The following is a 16551-nucleotide window of genomic DNA, read 5'->3' on the forward strand; positions in this document are numbered from 1 at the left end:
AAACACAGCCGTACGTATTGCTATCTGTGCGTTGCTAATTTAGAAAAGTCCCTGACACGTTTCTGTCCAAAAACGAGTTTAACCAACCGTCTGCTCATCGCTCATAGCGGTCCTTTAAAAGCTTAATTTAGTTAGCCCGAGCACCCCACCACAACGCTTATTTACTTTTGTGTCGGTTCAACCTCTTATAATGTCGATTCAGATAAACATTAATGAAGCTGGTTAAAAAACTCGCTAAATTTCTTATCAACAAAACGCCAAATACCTATTTATTGATAAGGAATATAGTCATGAACATTATTACAAAAACAGTTATAGCACTGAGTTTAGCAAGCCACTTTAGTGCGTATGCCATTGACCTGCGAGTAGACAACATTCGTTTATACCAAAGCAGTTCGCAAAGCTTTTCTGCGCCAAGTTCGCTGTATATTGATGATGGTAAAATAGTAAGTATTACTAAAGCGAGCGACCCACTTAAAAACGCAGATAAAACAATTAACGCTAACAACCAATATGCAATACCTGGTTTAATTGATTTACATGTACATTTGGGTTCATCGGGCAGTAACTTTACTGAGTTTCAGTATTTGCCGGTTAAATCGCACTTTAATTCTAATTTGTATTTAGGCGTAACTAATATTGTTGATTTGTTTTCGTTTGAGCAAACCCTAAACGAAGCCGCTCAATTAAAAGAAGCCCAACTAACCCCTAACCTTTTTTATGCGGGGACTTTGTTTACCAACCCTGGCGGCCACGGCACGCAGTTTGGCGGCCACGCATACGAAATTGCAAAAGATGAAGACATAGCAACGCTGTGGCAAAAACATATAAGCACTAAGCCACATGTAACTAAAGCGGTTATTGAAACCTTTGGCGATGTGGGTAAATCGTTAACTGATAGCCAATTAAGCGAGCTAGGTAAACGCTCTAAAGCGGCTAATTTACCGTATTTTGTGCATGTTTCTACATTAAATGATGCTAAACGCGCTATTAAAGCCGGTGCAACGGCTTTAGCGCACGGTATTAATAGCGAAGCGATTGACGATGAATTTATTACGCTAATGAAACAGCATAATGTAACCTATATTCCTACCCTTGCGGTGTATCATAACCATAGCGATGAAAAACATAACCATACTATTAGCTCACAAAGCGAGTTACTAAAAACCATTCCCGAAAAGCTTCAAGGGTGTTTGTTTGAAAACGTGCCTGCACCTTCAAAATGGAAAGAGCACGCGTGGGAGGAGCGTAAAACCGCTTATGCAAATATACAAAAGCTACATAAAGCTAATATAACTATTGGTACAGGCTCTGATGCCGGAAACCCTTACACGCTGCACGGTACTGGGTTACATAACGAGCTAGATGCGCTTAAAAAAGCAGGCTTAACAAATGGTGAAATAATTAATGCAGCCACTGTTAACGGCGCAAAAGCGATTAATAAAGCCGAGAGCATTGGCAAGCTGGCTAATGGCTTTGAGGCAAGCTTTGTACTGCTTAAACAAAACCCGCTTGATGATTTAAACCACATTCACACTATCTCAGAGGTTTATAAAGCAGGTATACAAGTAGACCGCCCAGCCTTAATTGCGCAAAACAAGGCTATAACACCACAAGGCCCCACTTGTAATGAAGAAGTTAAAAGCCGCCAAGCGCAGAATATTATTGATGATTTTACCGGTGATACACCATGGCAGGCCTTGAGCGACTCGGTAATGGGTGGTCAGTCTGTGGCAACACTTACCACAAATAAAAACAGCTTAACGATTGATACAACCATTACAAAGCCAACCAGCTTTGGCGCGTGGGCGGGCGCTGAAATAAAATTTACATCGCCGGCTGATGCCTCATCATTTAAAGGTATTCGACTAACATATAAAGGTTCAAGCACGCCTTTTGCCTTGTCTGTTTATCATAATGATGTAAAAGATTGGGATCACTTTAGTGTACTTTTAAAACCGCGCGATGAGTGGACAACGCTTGATATTCCTTTCACTACATTTAAACAATTTGGCTTTGGTAGCCCCGTTACGTGGTCGGCCACTGAATTAACTGGGGTTAACTTAATGTGGCGAAAAATGCCAGGCGCAAGCAATGAGCCATTAAAAAATACTCTACAAATCAAAGAGCTAACTTACTTTTAAAAGAGTAGCAGTCAAAACACAAACTCTTTGGGTTTTGACTGTTTTTTGTTATGGTTTAATCAATTACAAAAAGAAGCACCTACTATGCTCAAACATCCCTTTTATAAATACAGCTTTTTTATTTTACTTGTTGTAGATATTGCTTATGCCCTTGGGCTCATAATTGCTAACTCTGCGCCCTTTACTGCGGGTAGTGCACTCGCTGCTACGGTGTGGTTTGTTACTTTTTACTGGGTTCCTGTTTGGAGTGCGGCAGCGGTTATTTTTTACCTGCGCAATAAACACATTAACAAAATAGCGTTTGAATGGTTAATTGCAGTTGTATTTATGGCACTTGGTAATGTGCTTACCGATATAGTACTCACACAGCTTTTTGATGGGCACAAATCGATGGGGGTGTTTGTTGTTTTTAACGGCTTACTTTGGGGCTCGTGTATTTACTTTACCAGTATTTTTATTGAAAACAAAAAACGCGCAACAGCCGAAAAACACGCGCTTAAACAAGCGCAACTTGCTACATTGCGCTACCAACTAAACCCGCATTTTATGTTTAATAGCTTAAATACAATTTCGGCTTATATTCATACAAACCCTGATTTAGCCGATGAAGTACTGCATGAACTGGCTGACATTTTAAGGTACTCCCTCGACACCGCAGAGCAACAACAAATACCTTTACAGCAAGAGCTTACAATAATAGAAAAGTACCTAAATATTGAAAAAGCCCGCTTTGGCGATAAACTCAAAGTTAATTACCACATTCCCAATACGCTTAAAAACATATCGCTGCCCCCGCTACTTATTCAACCAATTATTGAAAACGCCATTAAACACAACGCCCAACAAACGTCGTTAATACTTAATATAACGCTTAGTGAGCTACCTAACGGCGTTAAAATACAAATTAGCGATAACGGTAAGGGTTTTTCGAGCGAGGTAATAAAACACGGCCATGGCAGTGGTGTAGGGATGAAAAACATACTCAAGCGCGTTAAACAACTTGGTAAAAGTAAGGTAATACTGAGCAATAATAATGGTGCAGTGGTTACGTTGGAGCTAACACTATGAGCAGCAAAAACCAGCCAAATACAGTAACTAAAATGCGCGTATTATTTGCCGATGACGAGCTTCCCGCTCGCGAAAAATTAAGCCATCAATTGAGTTTAATGGAGCATGTCGATGTAGTGGGTATGGCCACAAATGGCAAAGAGGCCATAACATTAATTAATGAGCTAACTCCGGATGTGGTATTACTTGATATACAAATGCCTGAAATTAATGGCTTAGAGCTTATTGATTTACTTAACTACCAGCCCATTATTATTTACACAACCGCGTATGACCAATTTGCAATTGAAGCATTCGAGCACGCCTCAACTGACTACTTACTCAAACCTTTTCCTATTGCTCGATTAAAAAAAGCTCTCGCTAAAGCGCAGCAGCAACTAGAGCAACAGCGTGCCCACTGCCAAGTTAACAACCCAGAACACGAGCAAACCTTTACATTAACCAAAAACACCATAAATAAGCTCATTAGTAAAAACGGTGAGCGGATATTTTTACTCTCCCCAAGTGACATTAAATTTATTAAATCGGAGCAAGGCAATAGTTTGGCGTGGAATGGCGATACATTTCATCATTTAAGCGATACGCTCGATCAACTTGAGCATGCTTTAGCAGCACATAATTTTGTACGGATCCACCGCAGTTATTTGGTTAACGTTGACCACATTAAAGAAATACAGCGTTGGTTTAACGGCAAGCTAATGGTGATTGTAAATGACGAAATTAAATCTGAGCTAAGCACCAGCAGAGCCGGTGCCGATAAACTAAAGCAATTGCTACATATTTAACTTATCTAAAAACATGTTACTGATCATTACTGGTATACACACTTAAAATAGGAAACGTATGCTCAGCAAACGATACCGTTACCGACTGTGTTTGATTGCCTTTAAAGCCTAATTTAAATTCACTTGGTGTTAGCCTGCTGCCATCTGCAAACAGCGCTAACACGTGTTCTTGATTAAGCTCTCGCTTGCCAGAGGCTAAATTAGTAAGGGTAATAACCGCCCAACGCTCTCCTATTTTGTTGCTCATAAGTACATAGTTTGCAATAGAAAAGTCAGACTTTTTAGGCGTTATATTATTATCGTTTGGAAACGATAAGTGCATGCTATTTGGTATGGCTCGGTCAACGTTTAGTACATTATTTTGCGCTGCACACACATTGGCGCAAAGTACCAATAAAAATAAAAAGCTAACGACAATTTTTGCCACAATTAAACGTCCTTTTAAATTTAGATGCTTTAATACTTGATTGAAATTTATACTCGCAGTTTTTACCTATTATGTAAACACTCTATTAAAAGCTTAGCAAACTAACTAAGCGCTCATTCAGTGACGCCCCATTAGTATTAGTACTTTGCGGCACGTTAATAAACACATGGTTATTAAACAGGAGTAAATTACATGGCAACCACACCTAAAAAGTTACATGAGGTTAGTAATGCGCAATCGGCTTTATTAAACCCAGAGCACAGCATTCAAGTACGAGGCGCGCGTGTTCATAACTTAAAAAATGTGGATGTAAACTTGCCCCGTAATTCACTTGTTGTTTTTACTGGTATATCGGGCTCGGGTAAATCATCTCTCGCCTTTGGAACATTATTTGCCGAATCACAGCATCGTTATCTTGATTCGGTATCGCCTTATGCGCGCAGATTAATAGACCAAGTAGATGAGCCTGATGTAGATTCGATTGAAGGGCTGCCACCCGCGGTAGCATTACAACAACAGCGTGGTGCGCCCTCGGTACGTTCATCGGTGGGTAGTGTAACCACTATTTCTAACGCGCTGCGAATGCTTTACTCACGCGCGGGAGAATACCCCAAAGGGCAAGGTATACTGTATGCAGATGCATTTTCGCCTAACACGCCACAAGGCGCCTGCCCAGAGTGCCATGGTATTGGCCGTGTATTTAACGTAACCGAAGAACTGTTAGTGCCCGACCCGACTAAATCAATTAAAGAGCGCGCCATTGCAGCATGGCCGCCAGCTTGGCAAGGTAAAAACCTAAGCCGTATTCTTACCTCGTTAGGTTACGATATTAATAAACCGTGGTATACCCTGCCTAAAAAAGCCCGTGATTGGATTTTGTTTACCGACGACACGCCCACAGTACCCGTGTTTCCCGAGTACACGCTTGAGCAAACCCAAGCGGCTATTAAAAATGAAGAAAGCCCCAGCTACATGGGTACATTTATAAGTGCTAAACGCTTTGTTTTACAATCATTTGCCAGTACCCAAAGCCCACGCACAAAAAAGCGCGTATCGCAGTATATGCAAATATCACAATGCCCACAGTGCGAAGGAAAAAAACTTAAAAAAGAGTCGTTATCGGTTAAAGTAGCAGGCCTTGATATAGGCGAAATTTCGCAGTTAACACTTGGCGAACTGGCAGAAAAACTCAGCATTGCTGCCAATAACCCCGCTAAAAGTAACGCAGCCAACCCCGAAAAAGCCATTGTGGCAAAGCGCATCACAAGCGACATTATCAAACGCGTTGAAGCACTCTCCGAACTTGGTTTAGGGTATTTATCGCTTGAGCGTACTACGCCATCGTTATCAGCTGGGGAATTACAACGCTTACGGCTTGCAACGCAAATTCGCTCAAAATTATTTGGTGTTGTGTATGTGCTAGATGAACCTTCTGCAGGTTTACACCCAGCCGATACGCAAGCACTTTTAAGCGCCCTAGATGAGCTAATAGCGGCTGGTAACTCAGTATTTGTGGTGGAGCACGATACAAGTGTAATTCGCCACGCCAATTGGGTGGTTGATGTAGGGCCAAATGCGGGTTCGCATGGCGGTAATATTGTTTACAGCGGCCCAGTTGAAGGCTTAGAGCAAGTGAGCAACTCACATACAAGTCAGTATCTTTTTAAGCATAACAATAACGCAAAGCCAAATCATCAAACTCAACGTACGCCAGTAGCCTGGCTTAAGCTAAGTGGTATTGAGCGTAACAATTTACACAACATCAGTGCCGAATTTCCGCTTGGGGTTATTACAAGTGTTACGGGGGTTTCTGGCTCAGGTAAATCAAGCTTAGTAAGCCAAGCCTTAGTCGAGCTTATTCAAGATGCTTTAGGACAAAAAACGCCGCCGCCAATGCCTACCGATGAAGCCGACTTGCTTGATCAAGAACTCCAAACACCAACCCATGGCAAAATTACCGAGGGCCTTGAGCATATAAAGCGCCTAATAACGGTTGATCAAAAAGCCATTGGCCGCACGCCTCGCTCAAACCTTGCTACTTACACTGGTTTGTTCGATCACGTACGTAAATTGTTTGCCAATACCAAAGAGGCAAAAGCGCGTAAATACGATGCAGGTCGTTTTTCGTTTAATGTGAAAAAAGGCCGTTGCGACAACTGCGAAGGCGTAGGCTTTGTAAGCATTGAGCTGTTATTTTTACCGAGCGTGTATTCGCCGTGCCCCGTGTGTAACGCTAAGCGCTATAACAAAAAAACACTCGACATTACCTATAAAGATAAAACCATTGCCGATGTGCTTAATTTAACGGTGGAGTCAGCGCATACATTTTTTGCCGATGAACCCGCTATTTTACGTGCGTTAAATGCGCTCTTACAAGTGGGCCTTGGTTATTTACGTTTAGGGCAACCTGCTACAGAGCTTTCGGGCGGAGAGGCCCAGCGCATAAAGCTTGCCACAGAGCTGCAACGTGCGCAGCGCGGCGATACGCTGTATATTTTAGATGAACCAACCACCGGCCTACACCCAAAAGATGTAGCCATGTTAATGGCGCAGTTAAATGGCTTAGTTGATGCGGGCAACACCGTTATTATGGTTGAGCACGATATGCAAGTAGCCAGTAACAGCGATTGGGTTATTGATATTGGCCCAGGAGCCGGGGACGAAGGCGGCTTAATTGTTGCTCAAGGTAAACCAGAAGATGTGGCTCAATCTGAGCATAGCCGCACGGCAACGTTTTTAAAAAGCGCACTTTAGCTTTTTAAAAATCGCTCTAATTTAGGTTTTACAGTAACCGACATAACAAGCATTAATGTTAAACCAATGGGTAGCGCGGCTAATAACCCCTCTACCCACGCGGTATAAAATAAGCGCATATTAGCAAAACCTATATTGTTAGTAGCGGTTACAAACGCCATTAGCGACTCCATGGTAAGCGCCATAAAAACGCTAATCACTAAATTACGTTTTAGCTCACTTGCTTTTGGTAATAACTTAGCCACCAAGGCATTCATAAGAGCTGTCATTGCAAACCCCAAAGGAGCCATAACCAACACCGCACTTAAAAACGAAGTAAACCAATCCATATAAAAATGCTCAGTTATACCTACATTTGTGTAAGTCATAATGCCTGTTAAGCTGCCGCCTACAAAAACAATAATACTTACCATCACCATTATTTTATAAATGATCGGTGTTTTTTTAGGCTCTACGAGCGCAGAATTTACTAAAGCTGGCGTATTCATTAAACAGGTATTTCTCTTAAAATAGATGACAAAATCAACCATATCAAATTAATTGATAATATCAACTGTTCTTTAATTACCCTAATGCCAGCCATATGCCTACTAGCACCATAAGGCTGCCTGCAATTCGGTTCATCCATTTTATATTATCGCCACGGCTTAAAAATAAACGTAGGCTTTTACCGCCTGTGGCGTACGCTAACATGCAGATAAATTCGCTTATCATAATAACTAAAACAAGCACTAACAGTTGCGGGGCGAGTGCGTGTTCAACGCTAATAAATGGCGGTAGTAAAGAGATCATAAACGCCCAGCCCTTTGGGTTAGCAATTGCAGTAACAAAACCTTGCGTAAATAGCGACTGGCGGCTTACATCACTTGGGCTATGTGTATCAATCGACATTTTACCTTTTGCGCGCCACATATTTATACCTATATAAATTAAGTATGCACCGCCTACCCATTTTAAAATATCGAACGCATTAGGGTAATTTAGCATTACGCTTGCAACACCTAATACCGCAGCAATAGCAACACTTGCGACCCCTAACAGCTCACCTATCATCATCCATAATGTGCGCCTTACACCTATGCTCATACCTAATGTCATGGCAAGGGTCATACACATACCCGGTGTGATAGATACAAAAAAGAAGGTAGGAATAAAAACGGCAAGCGCTGCAACATCAATCATTTTTTCTCTCTATATTAAAAGCAAAAAACGCGGCTAAAGTAGCCGCGCTATTGGTTACCTATTATCTACTATTGTTCAGTGCTTGCCACTGGCTGAGTAATGACCTCTACTGGCTTTGCGGTATCACTCAATAAATACTTATCTAGCCACTGCTCTTGTTCCCACAGTACGTGTAATAAGCTTTTACGTGCGCGGTAACCGTGGGCTTCGTAAGGGAGCATAACTAAGCGAGCGTCTTTACCTAAGCCTTTGAGCGCTGCGTACATACGCTCACTTTGCATTGGGAAAGTTCCAGAGTTAGGATCTTCTTTGCCATGAATCATCAGCATTGGCTCATTAATTTTTTCAGCATGGAAAAACGGCGACATGTTAGCGTACACACTTTGTGCTTGCCAAAAATCACGCTCTTCCCCCTGAAAACCAAACGGCGTTAGGGTACGGTTGTAAGCACCACTGCGAGCAATACCGGTTTTAAATAAATCACTATGCGCTAATAGGTTTGCCACCATAAATGCACCGTACGAGTGCCCTGCTATAGCAATGTTGTTTTTATCGGCAATGCCTTTTTTAACCAGCACATCAACCGCAGCTTGCGCACTTGAAACTAACTGCTTTCTAAAGTTATCGTTTGGCTCGCTACCATCAATACCTACAATAGGCATTTTAGGGTCGTCAAATACGGCAATACCTTTAGCAAGGTAAGGCATAGGGCCCCAGTAACCAATGTAAGTAAATTCGTATGGCGATTCGCGCACTTGTGATGCTACGGCTTTATCTTTGTATTCAAGTGGGTACGCCCACATAAGTACGGGTAACGGGCCTTGGGTTACATCGTAACCTGGTGGTAAATAAAGCGTGCCCGAAAGCTCAACCCCGTCATCACGTTTGTAACGTAACTGCTCTTTTGTAACCCCTTTAAATGCTGGGTACGGATGAGCAAAATTAGTAAGCTGCGTAAGAGTATCGTTATCTAAATCACGAATAAAAAAGTTAGGTTGCTCGGTTTTAGACTCTCGCACAGTTATAAAGCGCTCGCCTTCGTCGTCAAGCAATGCACGAACACGCTCGTAGTATGGCGCTTGTGATTGCCATAAACGCTTGCTGTTATTCGTTTTTACATCGTACTGGTCTAAAAACGGAATATTACCTTGCTCAGACGCGCCGTTACCGCGCAGATACATATAACGCCCGCCAACAATTTTAATAACGTTGGCGCCTAAATCGTTACGCTCGTATATAAAGCTACCTGGGTTTTTATACGCATCGTTATAGCTTCGCTCAGAAAAAAGCACACGGTTTTTATCTGCATTGCGTGGCTGAATAACATACGTGCGCACTTGGCGGTCGCTAAAGCGCCAGTCGCTAAGCATGGCAATATTTTGATTGCCCCAAACTATACCAGCATAGCGGCGCTCTACTTTAGCAAACAGCTTAGGCTCGCGTTTAAACGGCGCGCGTAGGCTGTAAATATAATCATGGTGCTTAACATCGGTTTTCATATCGCCGCCATCTTGCGCTTCGGCCCAAATAACTTCTGCGCCTTGATCCGCGCGCCATTCAAAATCGCGGCGGCCGGTGCGAACACTGTCATAACCTTGTGGAATGTTATCGGCAAGTGGTTGTTTTACAAGTTCGGCTAATGCGTAACCGCGCATTCCCCATATTTGCCAAGTGCTGGCAAAACGGCTGTACGGTACTTGATACGAAAACGGCTCGTTTATCGCAGCAACTAATATATTGGTTGAATCTGGCGATACCGTAAACGATTTAAATAATGCAGGGCTGCCAATGGCTTGTGTATTGCCATCAAGCGTTACGTAAGCTAATTGCCCTTGGCCGTAAAATTTAAACTGTGCTTCGTCAAACGGGCTGGTTAATAAGTTTTGATAAGTACGCGCTGGGGCTTTTTCGCCTGTGCTTTGTTGTATTACAGGCACTACATTTTGACTGCTGTTTTTTAACGCGGGTTTACCTATATTAACCGCTAAATTTGCAACCAGAGCGCTGCTATCGGGCAGCCATTGGTAAGGCGTAGCGGTAATAACTGAGTTAAGCGCTGCGCTTGAGAGCATTTTAGCTTGCTTTGTCTCTACACTATAAAGCCATAAATTTGCTTGGTTTTGTTGCTCTACAACAAATGCTAAATATTTACTGTTAGATGACCATTTAGGCGAGCGAATAATACCGTTTGGTAAATTATTAATATTAATAACGGTGCCGCTTTGCACATGCTTAAGCTCAAGCGCGCTGTATTTAGCGCTAACACGCGAACGCGAAAAGTTAGCAGGGTTAAGCTTTATACCCGCAAGTTTAAGCTCATCTTTAGCAAGCTCGTCAAGCGTCTCTACGCGCTTACGCTCAAATAAAGCAAGCCATTGGCCATCGCTCGATAAAAAACTAGTGGGTGCTAATTTGGCATCTACCACAGCGGCTAGCTCAGGCGAAGGTGTTTGATAACCTTGCTCAGCATAGCTGTTTGGCATTATTACAACACAACAAATAAAGGCAACTAACAGCCTAAATGCGTTCATGTTTTTATCCTTTTGTTATTTTTAAGATTATAAAAGGTATATAAACATGTTTTGCCCTGTTCATAAAGTATTAAGCTTTAAATTACAGGGCTAAAAGATGACTTAAACGCATTATATACGCTACACTACGCAGCTATTTACTCACTACTGCGCGCTTGAAATACCATGCCTAACAAAGCTAAATCGGTCACTATTTTTGATGTTGCTCACCGTGCGGGGGTGTCTAAATCGACCGTATCGCTGGTGCTTACGCAGAGTAATAAAGTAGCCGATAAAAGCAAACAAAAAGTGTTACAAGCCATAGATGAGCTAGGTTATGTGTATAATCGCGATGCAGCGGCTATGCGCTCAGGGCGCTCTAATTTAGTAGTTGTAGTAATTGACAATTTAACAAACCCGCTTATGGCATTGCTTGCTAAAAATATTGAGCAGGCATTAAGCGAAGCTTTTTTTCAGGCCATTATTGTTAGTAGTAACAACAGCGTAGAGCGCCAAACGCAGCTAATAAATAATTTAAAAGAATACAAAGTGGCTGCATTTATAATTTGCCCTGTGGCTAGTACCTGTGCGCAGTGGCTCGACAACCTTGCTGCTGCCTACCATGTTATTAGCCTAATGCACGAAGTACCTTACAGCTCAGCCCCGTGTGTTTTACCCGACTACACTAAAGCAAGCCATGTAGTAACATTGCAGCTAATAAATAATTCGCCTAAAAACATACTCTTTATGGGTGATGAAAGCTTATCTGCACAGGGTTTATTAAGTGGCTTTAATAGCGCGTGTAAAAAACACAATATAACCCCTGAGCCAGCTATTACGTGCACAAAAAACACCCCATTACATGCTAAGCAAATATTTAGTAGCACATTACTTAATAATCCGAGTATTGACGCGGTTGTATGCGCTAATAATATAATTGCGCATGGCGTTTTAGCCGCTGCCCCGCATTTAAAAAGCAATATAGTAAGCTGCTTACATATTCCTGATATTACCGAAATGCAACCTCGCTTTACTTGCGCCAATATAAACACGCAAGAGCTTGCTAAGCGCAGTATTTTAGTGCTGCAAGAACAACTTCAAACAAACACTGCGCCAGTAAAAACGCTGGTAAATGTAAACCTACAAATTAGAGAAACACCGTAATGAAAAAAGTGCTGGTAATTGGTTACGTATGGCCAGAGCCAAATTCGTCTGCTGCGGGTACGCACATGATGTCGTTATTAAACGCGTTTAAAGCGCAAAATTGGCAAGTAGAATTTGCCACCCCAGCACAACGCACCGAGCACATGGTAAACCTAGATCACTTTGGTATAACCAGTCAAAGCATTGCCTTAAACTGCGAAAGTTTTGATGAGTACGTTAAAGCGTACAACCCAGACATAGTGATGTTTGACCGCTTTATGATGGAAGAGCAATTTGGCTGGCGTGTAGATAAACATTGCCCCAATGCCTTTAAAATACTCGATACCGAAGATTTACAATGCCTACGTAATGCGCGCCACGAAGCGCACAAAGGCGAGCGAGAATTTACCACCAGCGATTTACATTCAGACATAGCAAAACGCGAAATAGCCGCAATATTGCGCTGCGACCTAAGCTTAATTATTTCAAGCTTTGAAATGCAATTACTTAGTAGTGTATTTAACGTAGAAGCCAGTTTATTACATCATCTCCCTTTTATGGTCGATTTAACTGCTTTACCTGCTCAAACTAAATCGTTTGAACAACGTCAGCACTTTATGACCATAGGTAACTTTAGACACGCCCCCAACTGGGATGCCGTGCTGTACTTACAAAAAATATGGCCGCTTATTCGCAAGCAATTACCAAAAGCAGAACTGCATATTTATGGCTCTTACCCGCCACCAAAAGCAACAGCACTTAATAACCCTAAAACCGGTTTTTTAATAAAAGGCTGGGCCGATAACGCCTATGAGGTAATGCAAAGCGCACGCGTATGTTTAGCCCCACTTCGTTTTGGCGCAGGTATAAAAGGCAAGCTGCTAGAAGCAATGATAATGCAAACCCCCAGCGTAACTACCAATATAGGCAGTGAGGGCATGCACAACGAACTACCATGGCCTGGTAAAGTGACTAATAATACCGACGATTTTGCAAATGCAGCCGTTGAGCTTTACAACAATCAAGCCGATTTTGAACACGCGCAACAAGCTGGCAATACGCTACTTAATACCTTGTACGACAAAGTAAAATTAAGTGCGGCGTTAATTAATAAAATTGACTCTATAAGCAACGATTTAAAAGCGCATAGGGAAAAAAACTTCACCGGACAAATGTTAAAACACCATACTATGCGCAGTACGCAATATATGGCGCAATGGATTGCTGAAAAAAATAGAAAATTAGATTAAAAATGACTAGACTCCTACAGATTTGTGTTTAAAATCGCGCCCATTACAAATGGGCGTTTTAGCCTATACTTTTAGCTAATTTATTTACACACTGGTCCATACAAGATTTGAAAACTGCAACCTTTACTGAAAAACGCAAATTTATCGTTAAATTAGGTAAAATGCTTCATAAGTACGGCACCCCTGCGTACCGCCTAGAAGCACACTTAATGGAAGTGGCCACTTACTTAGGACTTAAATCGTCTTTTGTTATGTCGCCAACTTCGGTAACGTTTGTAATTTGGACTGATGGCCACGAAGACGAATACACCCACGTGGCACGCGTAGACCCAGGCGATCACGACTTAGGCTCACTTGCCGACACCGACGACTTAGTTAATCAAATGCTCGACGACAAGCTCACCTTACAAGAGGTTGATGCTCAGCTTGATGCCATTTACGACATGCCAAACCCGTACAATAAATTTGTTACCGGTATTGCTTTTGCAACATCGGGGGGTGCATTTGCCATGCTAATGGGTACCAGTTGGACAGACGTTATTTGGTCTGCGTTGCTTACTTTAGTGGTGTATGTGTTTGTACTGTGGTCGGGGCGCTCAAAACGGGTTGCTCACATGCTAGAGCCCCTTGTTGCTATAGTATCGGCAGTGCTGGCTTGTGCAATAAGTGTGTATATTTCGCCCGATATAAATATACGGTTAGTGGTGCTTTCAGCCATTATTGTATTTATACCTGGTTTAGCGCTAGCGCTTGGTTTAGCAGAACTTGCAGCTAGGCATTTGGTGTCGGGTACGGCGCGGGTTATGGACTCGTTTATGCTGTTATTTAAACTGTACTTTGGCGCCTTTATTGGCATAGGCATTGGCTTTGCCATATTTGGCCAAACCGATTTTGTACAGCCCGAGCCACTGCCGCGCTGGACTGCGTGGCTGGCTATATTTTTACTTTGTAGCAGCTTAATAGTGATATTTAGAACCAAACTTAAACATGCTGGGTGGTCAATCGCATCTGGTTTTATAGCCTATGGCACGAGTATTGGTTCGGCTATGTACCTTGACTACACGTTAGGCACATTTGTTGGTGCGCTTTCGGTTGGAGTGTTTAGTAACTTATTTAACCGCGTTGCAAATGCGCCAGCTTCCATTGTTGCCATGCAAGGCTTAATTGTACTGGTACCCGGCAGTAAAACGTATATTGGCTTAAACTCGCTTATTGAAGGCCAAGACTTTGTTTACGCCGAGCATATAGGCCAGCAAACGTTTTTAATATTTATGTCGCTTGTAGCAGGGCTAATATTTGCAAACGTAGCTTTACCGCCTAAAAAAAGCTTATAAGCTTGTTACCATTTAAAAGCCCGTTTACTTTGTAACGGGCTTTGTTGTTTAACGTACTATTCGCTATGGGGAATAGTGAGTACAATTTTTCCTACGTGTTGTTTTTGTGCAAACACTTTTTGCGCTGTAACAATTTCGCTCAATGGGAATGTTTGCGCCACAATAGGCTTTATTTTTTCTTGTTCGATAAAGTTAACTAAGCTTTTAAATACCTCAGGCTCTATAACTGTACAGCCAAAAAAAGTTAAATCTTTTAAGTACAAAGTACGTATATCAAGCTCTACTAATGCCCCGCCAATAGCGCCCGACACCGCATAACGCCCCTTTGGTTTTAATACCTCCAGTAGTGCAGGCCATTGCTCGCCGGCAACAAGGTCAATGACTACATCAACACTGTTTTTACCTAAGGCTTGAATTAAATCATCTTCACGAAATATAACTTTATCAGCACCTAACTCTTTGAGCTGCTGCGCCTTACTTTTACTCGTAATGGCAATAACAAAAGCGCCACGTGCTTTAGCTAATTGCACCGCCGCTGAACCAACACCACCAGAAGCGCCTATAATTAAAACGGTTTGCCCTTGCTGTGGGTTTGAGCGAAATAGCATGTTTTCGGCCGTAGAATATGAGCACGGAAAAGAGGCCAGCTCTTCATCACTATAGTTACTATTAATTTTATAAGCGTGAATAGAGTCAACGCGGGTAAACTGTGCAAAGCCACCATCGCACTCAGAGCCAAAATACCATGGCGATTTAAGCTTTTCGCCATTAGCTTTAATTAAACATGGCTCAACAATAACGCGCTCACCAATACGGCTTTGATCTACGTTTTTACCAACAGCCACAATTACGCCGCATACATCTGCCCCTTGAATACGAGGAAAAACAAACGCATCACCAGACCAACTTGCATCGTCTTTACTGCTTTGTTTTTTAGCGTACCACGCCGTGCGGGTATTAAGATCTGTGTTATTAATACCTGCCGCCATAACTTTTATAAGTACATCGGTTTGTGCAAGCGCTGGCAACGGTAAGTTAGTTGCATACTTTAATACATCAAAATCGCCATGCTCGGTAAGCTGTACAGCGTGCATTGTGCTAGGTAAATTTGCCATTGGTTGCTCCATTATATTAATTTAAGAATACTGTTTTTTGCTGATGTAACCGCCTCATCGCCCATAACTGGCCATGCACTCGACACTCCCTCGTGCAGCAAAAACAAGCTACTAGCCAACGATGAATTTAAACCTTGCTCACCTAGCAGTTTTTTTACGTCATTTTTATGTGTTTGCACCGCAAGGCTAATAGCTTCATCTTCAGGAAACGCCGACAACGCATTAATAGATAAACAGCCATTAGGCGCAAATTGCACCATCCACGCTTTTAGTTGATCAAACATGTGCAAAACCGCCTCAACTCCCGGAGCAGGTGCATTTTTAAGTAAAAAATTAATATAGCGATTATGTCGGTACTCAAGCGCAGCAATGATCATTGCCTGCTTTGACGGGTAATATTTATAAAGGGTGCGCAAACTAACGCCACTGAGTTTTTGCAGCTTAGCCACACTAGGCTCAGCAAAACCATGTTGACTAAAGGCCACCTCAAGCGCAGCAGCTATATCTTGTTTTAGCATAATGTTTAACTCATGTAGAATGAATGCTCTACCCAATATGGTAGAGCATTCATTCTACATGTCAACCAATACAGATTTATACAAAATAATCACTATGACACCCATCTTAAAATTAACAAACGAGGTAAGCCCTCGAGTTCAAAATATATGAAGATATTTATAGATATGGCATCCCTTTAATCTTTCTTAGTCATAATAAAGCCATAACTATGACACCCACTTTAATTATTTATAAATTAACAATCCTAGATTCTAATTGGAAGTGCACCACCTAATTCATTATAGACTTCATTTGGTGTTTTAAATCCTAAACATTTTCTA

13 protein-coding genes are annotated in these 16551 nt (G+C 42.0%); 7 read left to right on the forward strand and 6 right to left on the reverse strand.

Annotated features, from left to right (window positions below; genetic code table 11):
- Positions 1-290: 290 nt before the first annotated feature.
- The 3 genes from MTN96_RS35855 to MTN96_RS35865 are packed head-to-tail and all read left to right on the forward strand — an operon-like array spanning position 291 to position 3997.
- Positions 291-2144, forward strand: a complete 1854-nt coding sequence (locus tag MTN96_RS35855; protein ID WP_248534706.1) for a CIA30 family protein — start codon at positions 291-293, stop codon at positions 2142-2144.
- Positions 2145-2171: 27 nt separating this feature from the next.
- On the forward strand, positions 2172-3212 hold the full coding sequence (locus MTN96_RS35860; RefSeq protein ID WP_308200750.1) for a histidine kinase: 1041 nt from the start codon (positions 2172-2174) through the stop codon (positions 3210-3212).
- Positions 3209-3997 (forward strand): LytTR family DNA-binding domain-containing protein, encoded by a 789-nt coding sequence (locus MTN96_RS35865; RefSeq protein ID WP_248534711.1) that lies wholly within the window; start codon positions 3209-3211, stop codon positions 3995-3997. Before MTN96_RS35860 ends, MTN96_RS35865 begins: the two co-directional genes overlap by 4 nt.
- Positions 3998-4013: 16 nt before the next feature.
- Here MTN96_RS35865 and MTN96_RS35870 read toward each other — a convergent pair whose 3' ends face one another.
- Positions 4014-4424 (reverse strand): hypothetical protein, encoded by a 411-nt coding sequence (locus MTN96_RS35870; protein WP_024032740.1) that lies wholly within the window; start codon positions 4422-4424, stop codon positions 4014-4016.
- A 192-nt stretch (positions 4425-4616) separates the two neighbouring features.
- Between MTN96_RS35870 and uvrA the strand changes: the two genes are divergently transcribed.
- Entirely contained in the window at positions 4617-7178 is a 2562-nt protein-coding gene (gene uvrA, locus MTN96_RS35875; RefSeq protein WP_248534713.1) for an excinuclease ABC subunit UvrA, read from the forward strand.
- Here uvrA and MTN96_RS35880 read toward each other — a convergent pair.
- The 3 genes from MTN96_RS35880 to MTN96_RS35890 form a co-directional block, all read right to left on the reverse strand.
- Complete coding sequence (locus MTN96_RS35880) at positions 7175-7666, reverse strand: DUF2798 domain-containing protein (RefSeq protein WP_248534715.1); 492 nt, start codon at positions 7664-7666, stop codon at positions 7175-7177. The two genes, uvrA and MTN96_RS35880, sit on opposite strands and share 4 nt — an antisense overlap.
- Positions 7667-7742: 76 nt before the next feature.
- Positions 7743-8360 carry a LysE family translocator gene (locus MTN96_RS35885; RefSeq protein ID WP_024032743.1) on the reverse strand — a complete coding sequence of 206 codons (618 nt, stop codon included), beginning with the start codon at positions 8358-8360 and terminating at the stop codon, positions 7743-7745.
- Positions 8361-8428: 68 nt separating this feature from the next.
- Positions 8429-10891 (reverse strand): prolyl oligopeptidase family serine peptidase, encoded by a 2463-nt coding sequence (locus MTN96_RS35890; protein ID WP_248534717.1) that lies wholly within the window; start codon positions 10889-10891, stop codon positions 8429-8431.
- Positions 10892-11056: 165 nt separating this feature from the next.
- Between MTN96_RS35890 and MTN96_RS35895 the strand changes: the two genes are divergently transcribed.
- The 3 genes from MTN96_RS35895 to MTN96_RS35905 all read left to right on the forward strand — a co-directional run bounded on the left by MTN96_RS35895 (position 11057) and on the right by MTN96_RS35905 (position 14597).
- On the forward strand, positions 11057-12034 hold the full coding sequence (locus MTN96_RS35895; RefSeq protein ID WP_248534719.1) for a LacI family DNA-binding transcriptional regulator: 978 nt from the start codon (positions 11057-11059) through the stop codon (positions 12032-12034).
- Positions 12034-13263 carry a glycosyltransferase gene (locus tag MTN96_RS35900; protein WP_248534721.1) on the forward strand — a complete coding sequence of 410 codons (1230 nt, stop codon included), beginning with the start codon at positions 12034-12036 and terminating at the stop codon, positions 13261-13263. The genes MTN96_RS35895 and MTN96_RS35900 overlap by 1 nt, the downstream gene beginning before the upstream one ends.
- Positions 13264-13370: 107 nt before the next feature.
- On the forward strand, positions 13371-14597 hold the full coding sequence (locus MTN96_RS35905) for a threonine/serine exporter ThrE family protein (RefSeq protein ID WP_029773039.1): 1227 nt from the start codon (positions 13371-13373) through the stop codon (positions 14595-14597).
- 56 nt (positions 14598-14653) lie between these two features.
- Here the strand turns inward: MTN96_RS35905 and MTN96_RS35910 are convergent, their stop codons facing one another.
- On the reverse strand, positions 14654-15712 hold the full coding sequence (locus MTN96_RS35910) for an alcohol dehydrogenase family protein (protein ID WP_248534723.1): 1059 nt from the start codon (positions 15710-15712) through the stop codon (positions 14654-14656).
- Positions 15713-15723: 11 nt separating this feature from the next.
- Complete coding sequence (locus tag MTN96_RS35915) at positions 15724-16230, reverse strand: TetR/AcrR family transcriptional regulator (protein ID WP_024032749.1); 507 nt, start codon at positions 16228-16230, stop codon at positions 15724-15726.
- Positions 16231-16551 lie beyond the last annotated feature (321 nt).

It is taken from the genome of Pseudoalteromonas sp. 2CM28B, assembly GCF_023161935.1.

What these genes read in the sequence shown, in the direction of transcription:
- MTN96_RS35900 (WP_248534721.1), top strand. Translation starts at nt 12,034, where the DNA reads ATGAAAAAAGTGCTGGTAATTGGTTACGTATGGCCAGAGCCAAATTCG.
- MTN96_RS35910 (WP_248534723.1), bottom strand. Translation starts at nt 15,712, where the DNA reads ATGGCAAATTTACCTAGCACAATGCACGCTGTACAGCTTACCGAGCAT.
- MTN96_RS35890 (WP_248534717.1), bottom strand. Translation starts at nt 10,891, where the DNA reads ATGAACGCATTTAGGCTGTTAGTTGCCTTTATTTGTTGTGTTGTAATA.
- MTN96_RS35865 (WP_248534711.1), top strand. Translation starts at nt 3,209, where the DNA reads ATGAGCAGCAAAAACCAGCCAAATACAGTAACTAAAATGCGCGTATTA.
- MTN96_RS35895 (WP_248534719.1), top strand. Translation starts at nt 11,057, where the DNA reads ATGCCTAACAAAGCTAAATCGGTCACTATTTTTGATGTTGCTCACCGT.
- uvrA (WP_248534713.1), top strand. Translation starts at nt 4,617, where the DNA reads ATGGCAACCACACCTAAAAAGTTACATGAGGTTAGTAATGCGCAATCG.
- MTN96_RS35915 (WP_024032749.1), bottom strand. Translation starts at nt 16,230, where the DNA reads ATGCTAAAACAAGATATAGCTGCTGCGCTTGAGGTGGCCTTTAGTCAA.
- MTN96_RS35855 (WP_248534706.1), top strand. Translation starts at nt 291, where the DNA reads ATGAACATTATTACAAAAACAGTTATAGCACTGAGTTTAGCAAGCCAC.
- MTN96_RS35885 (WP_024032743.1), bottom strand. Translation starts at nt 8,360, where the DNA reads ATGATTGATGTTGCAGCGCTTGCCGTTTTTATTCCTACCTTCTTTTTT.
- MTN96_RS35880 (WP_248534715.1), bottom strand. Translation starts at nt 7,666, where the DNA reads ATGAATACGCCAGCTTTAGTAAATTCTGCGCTCGTAGAGCCTAAAAAA.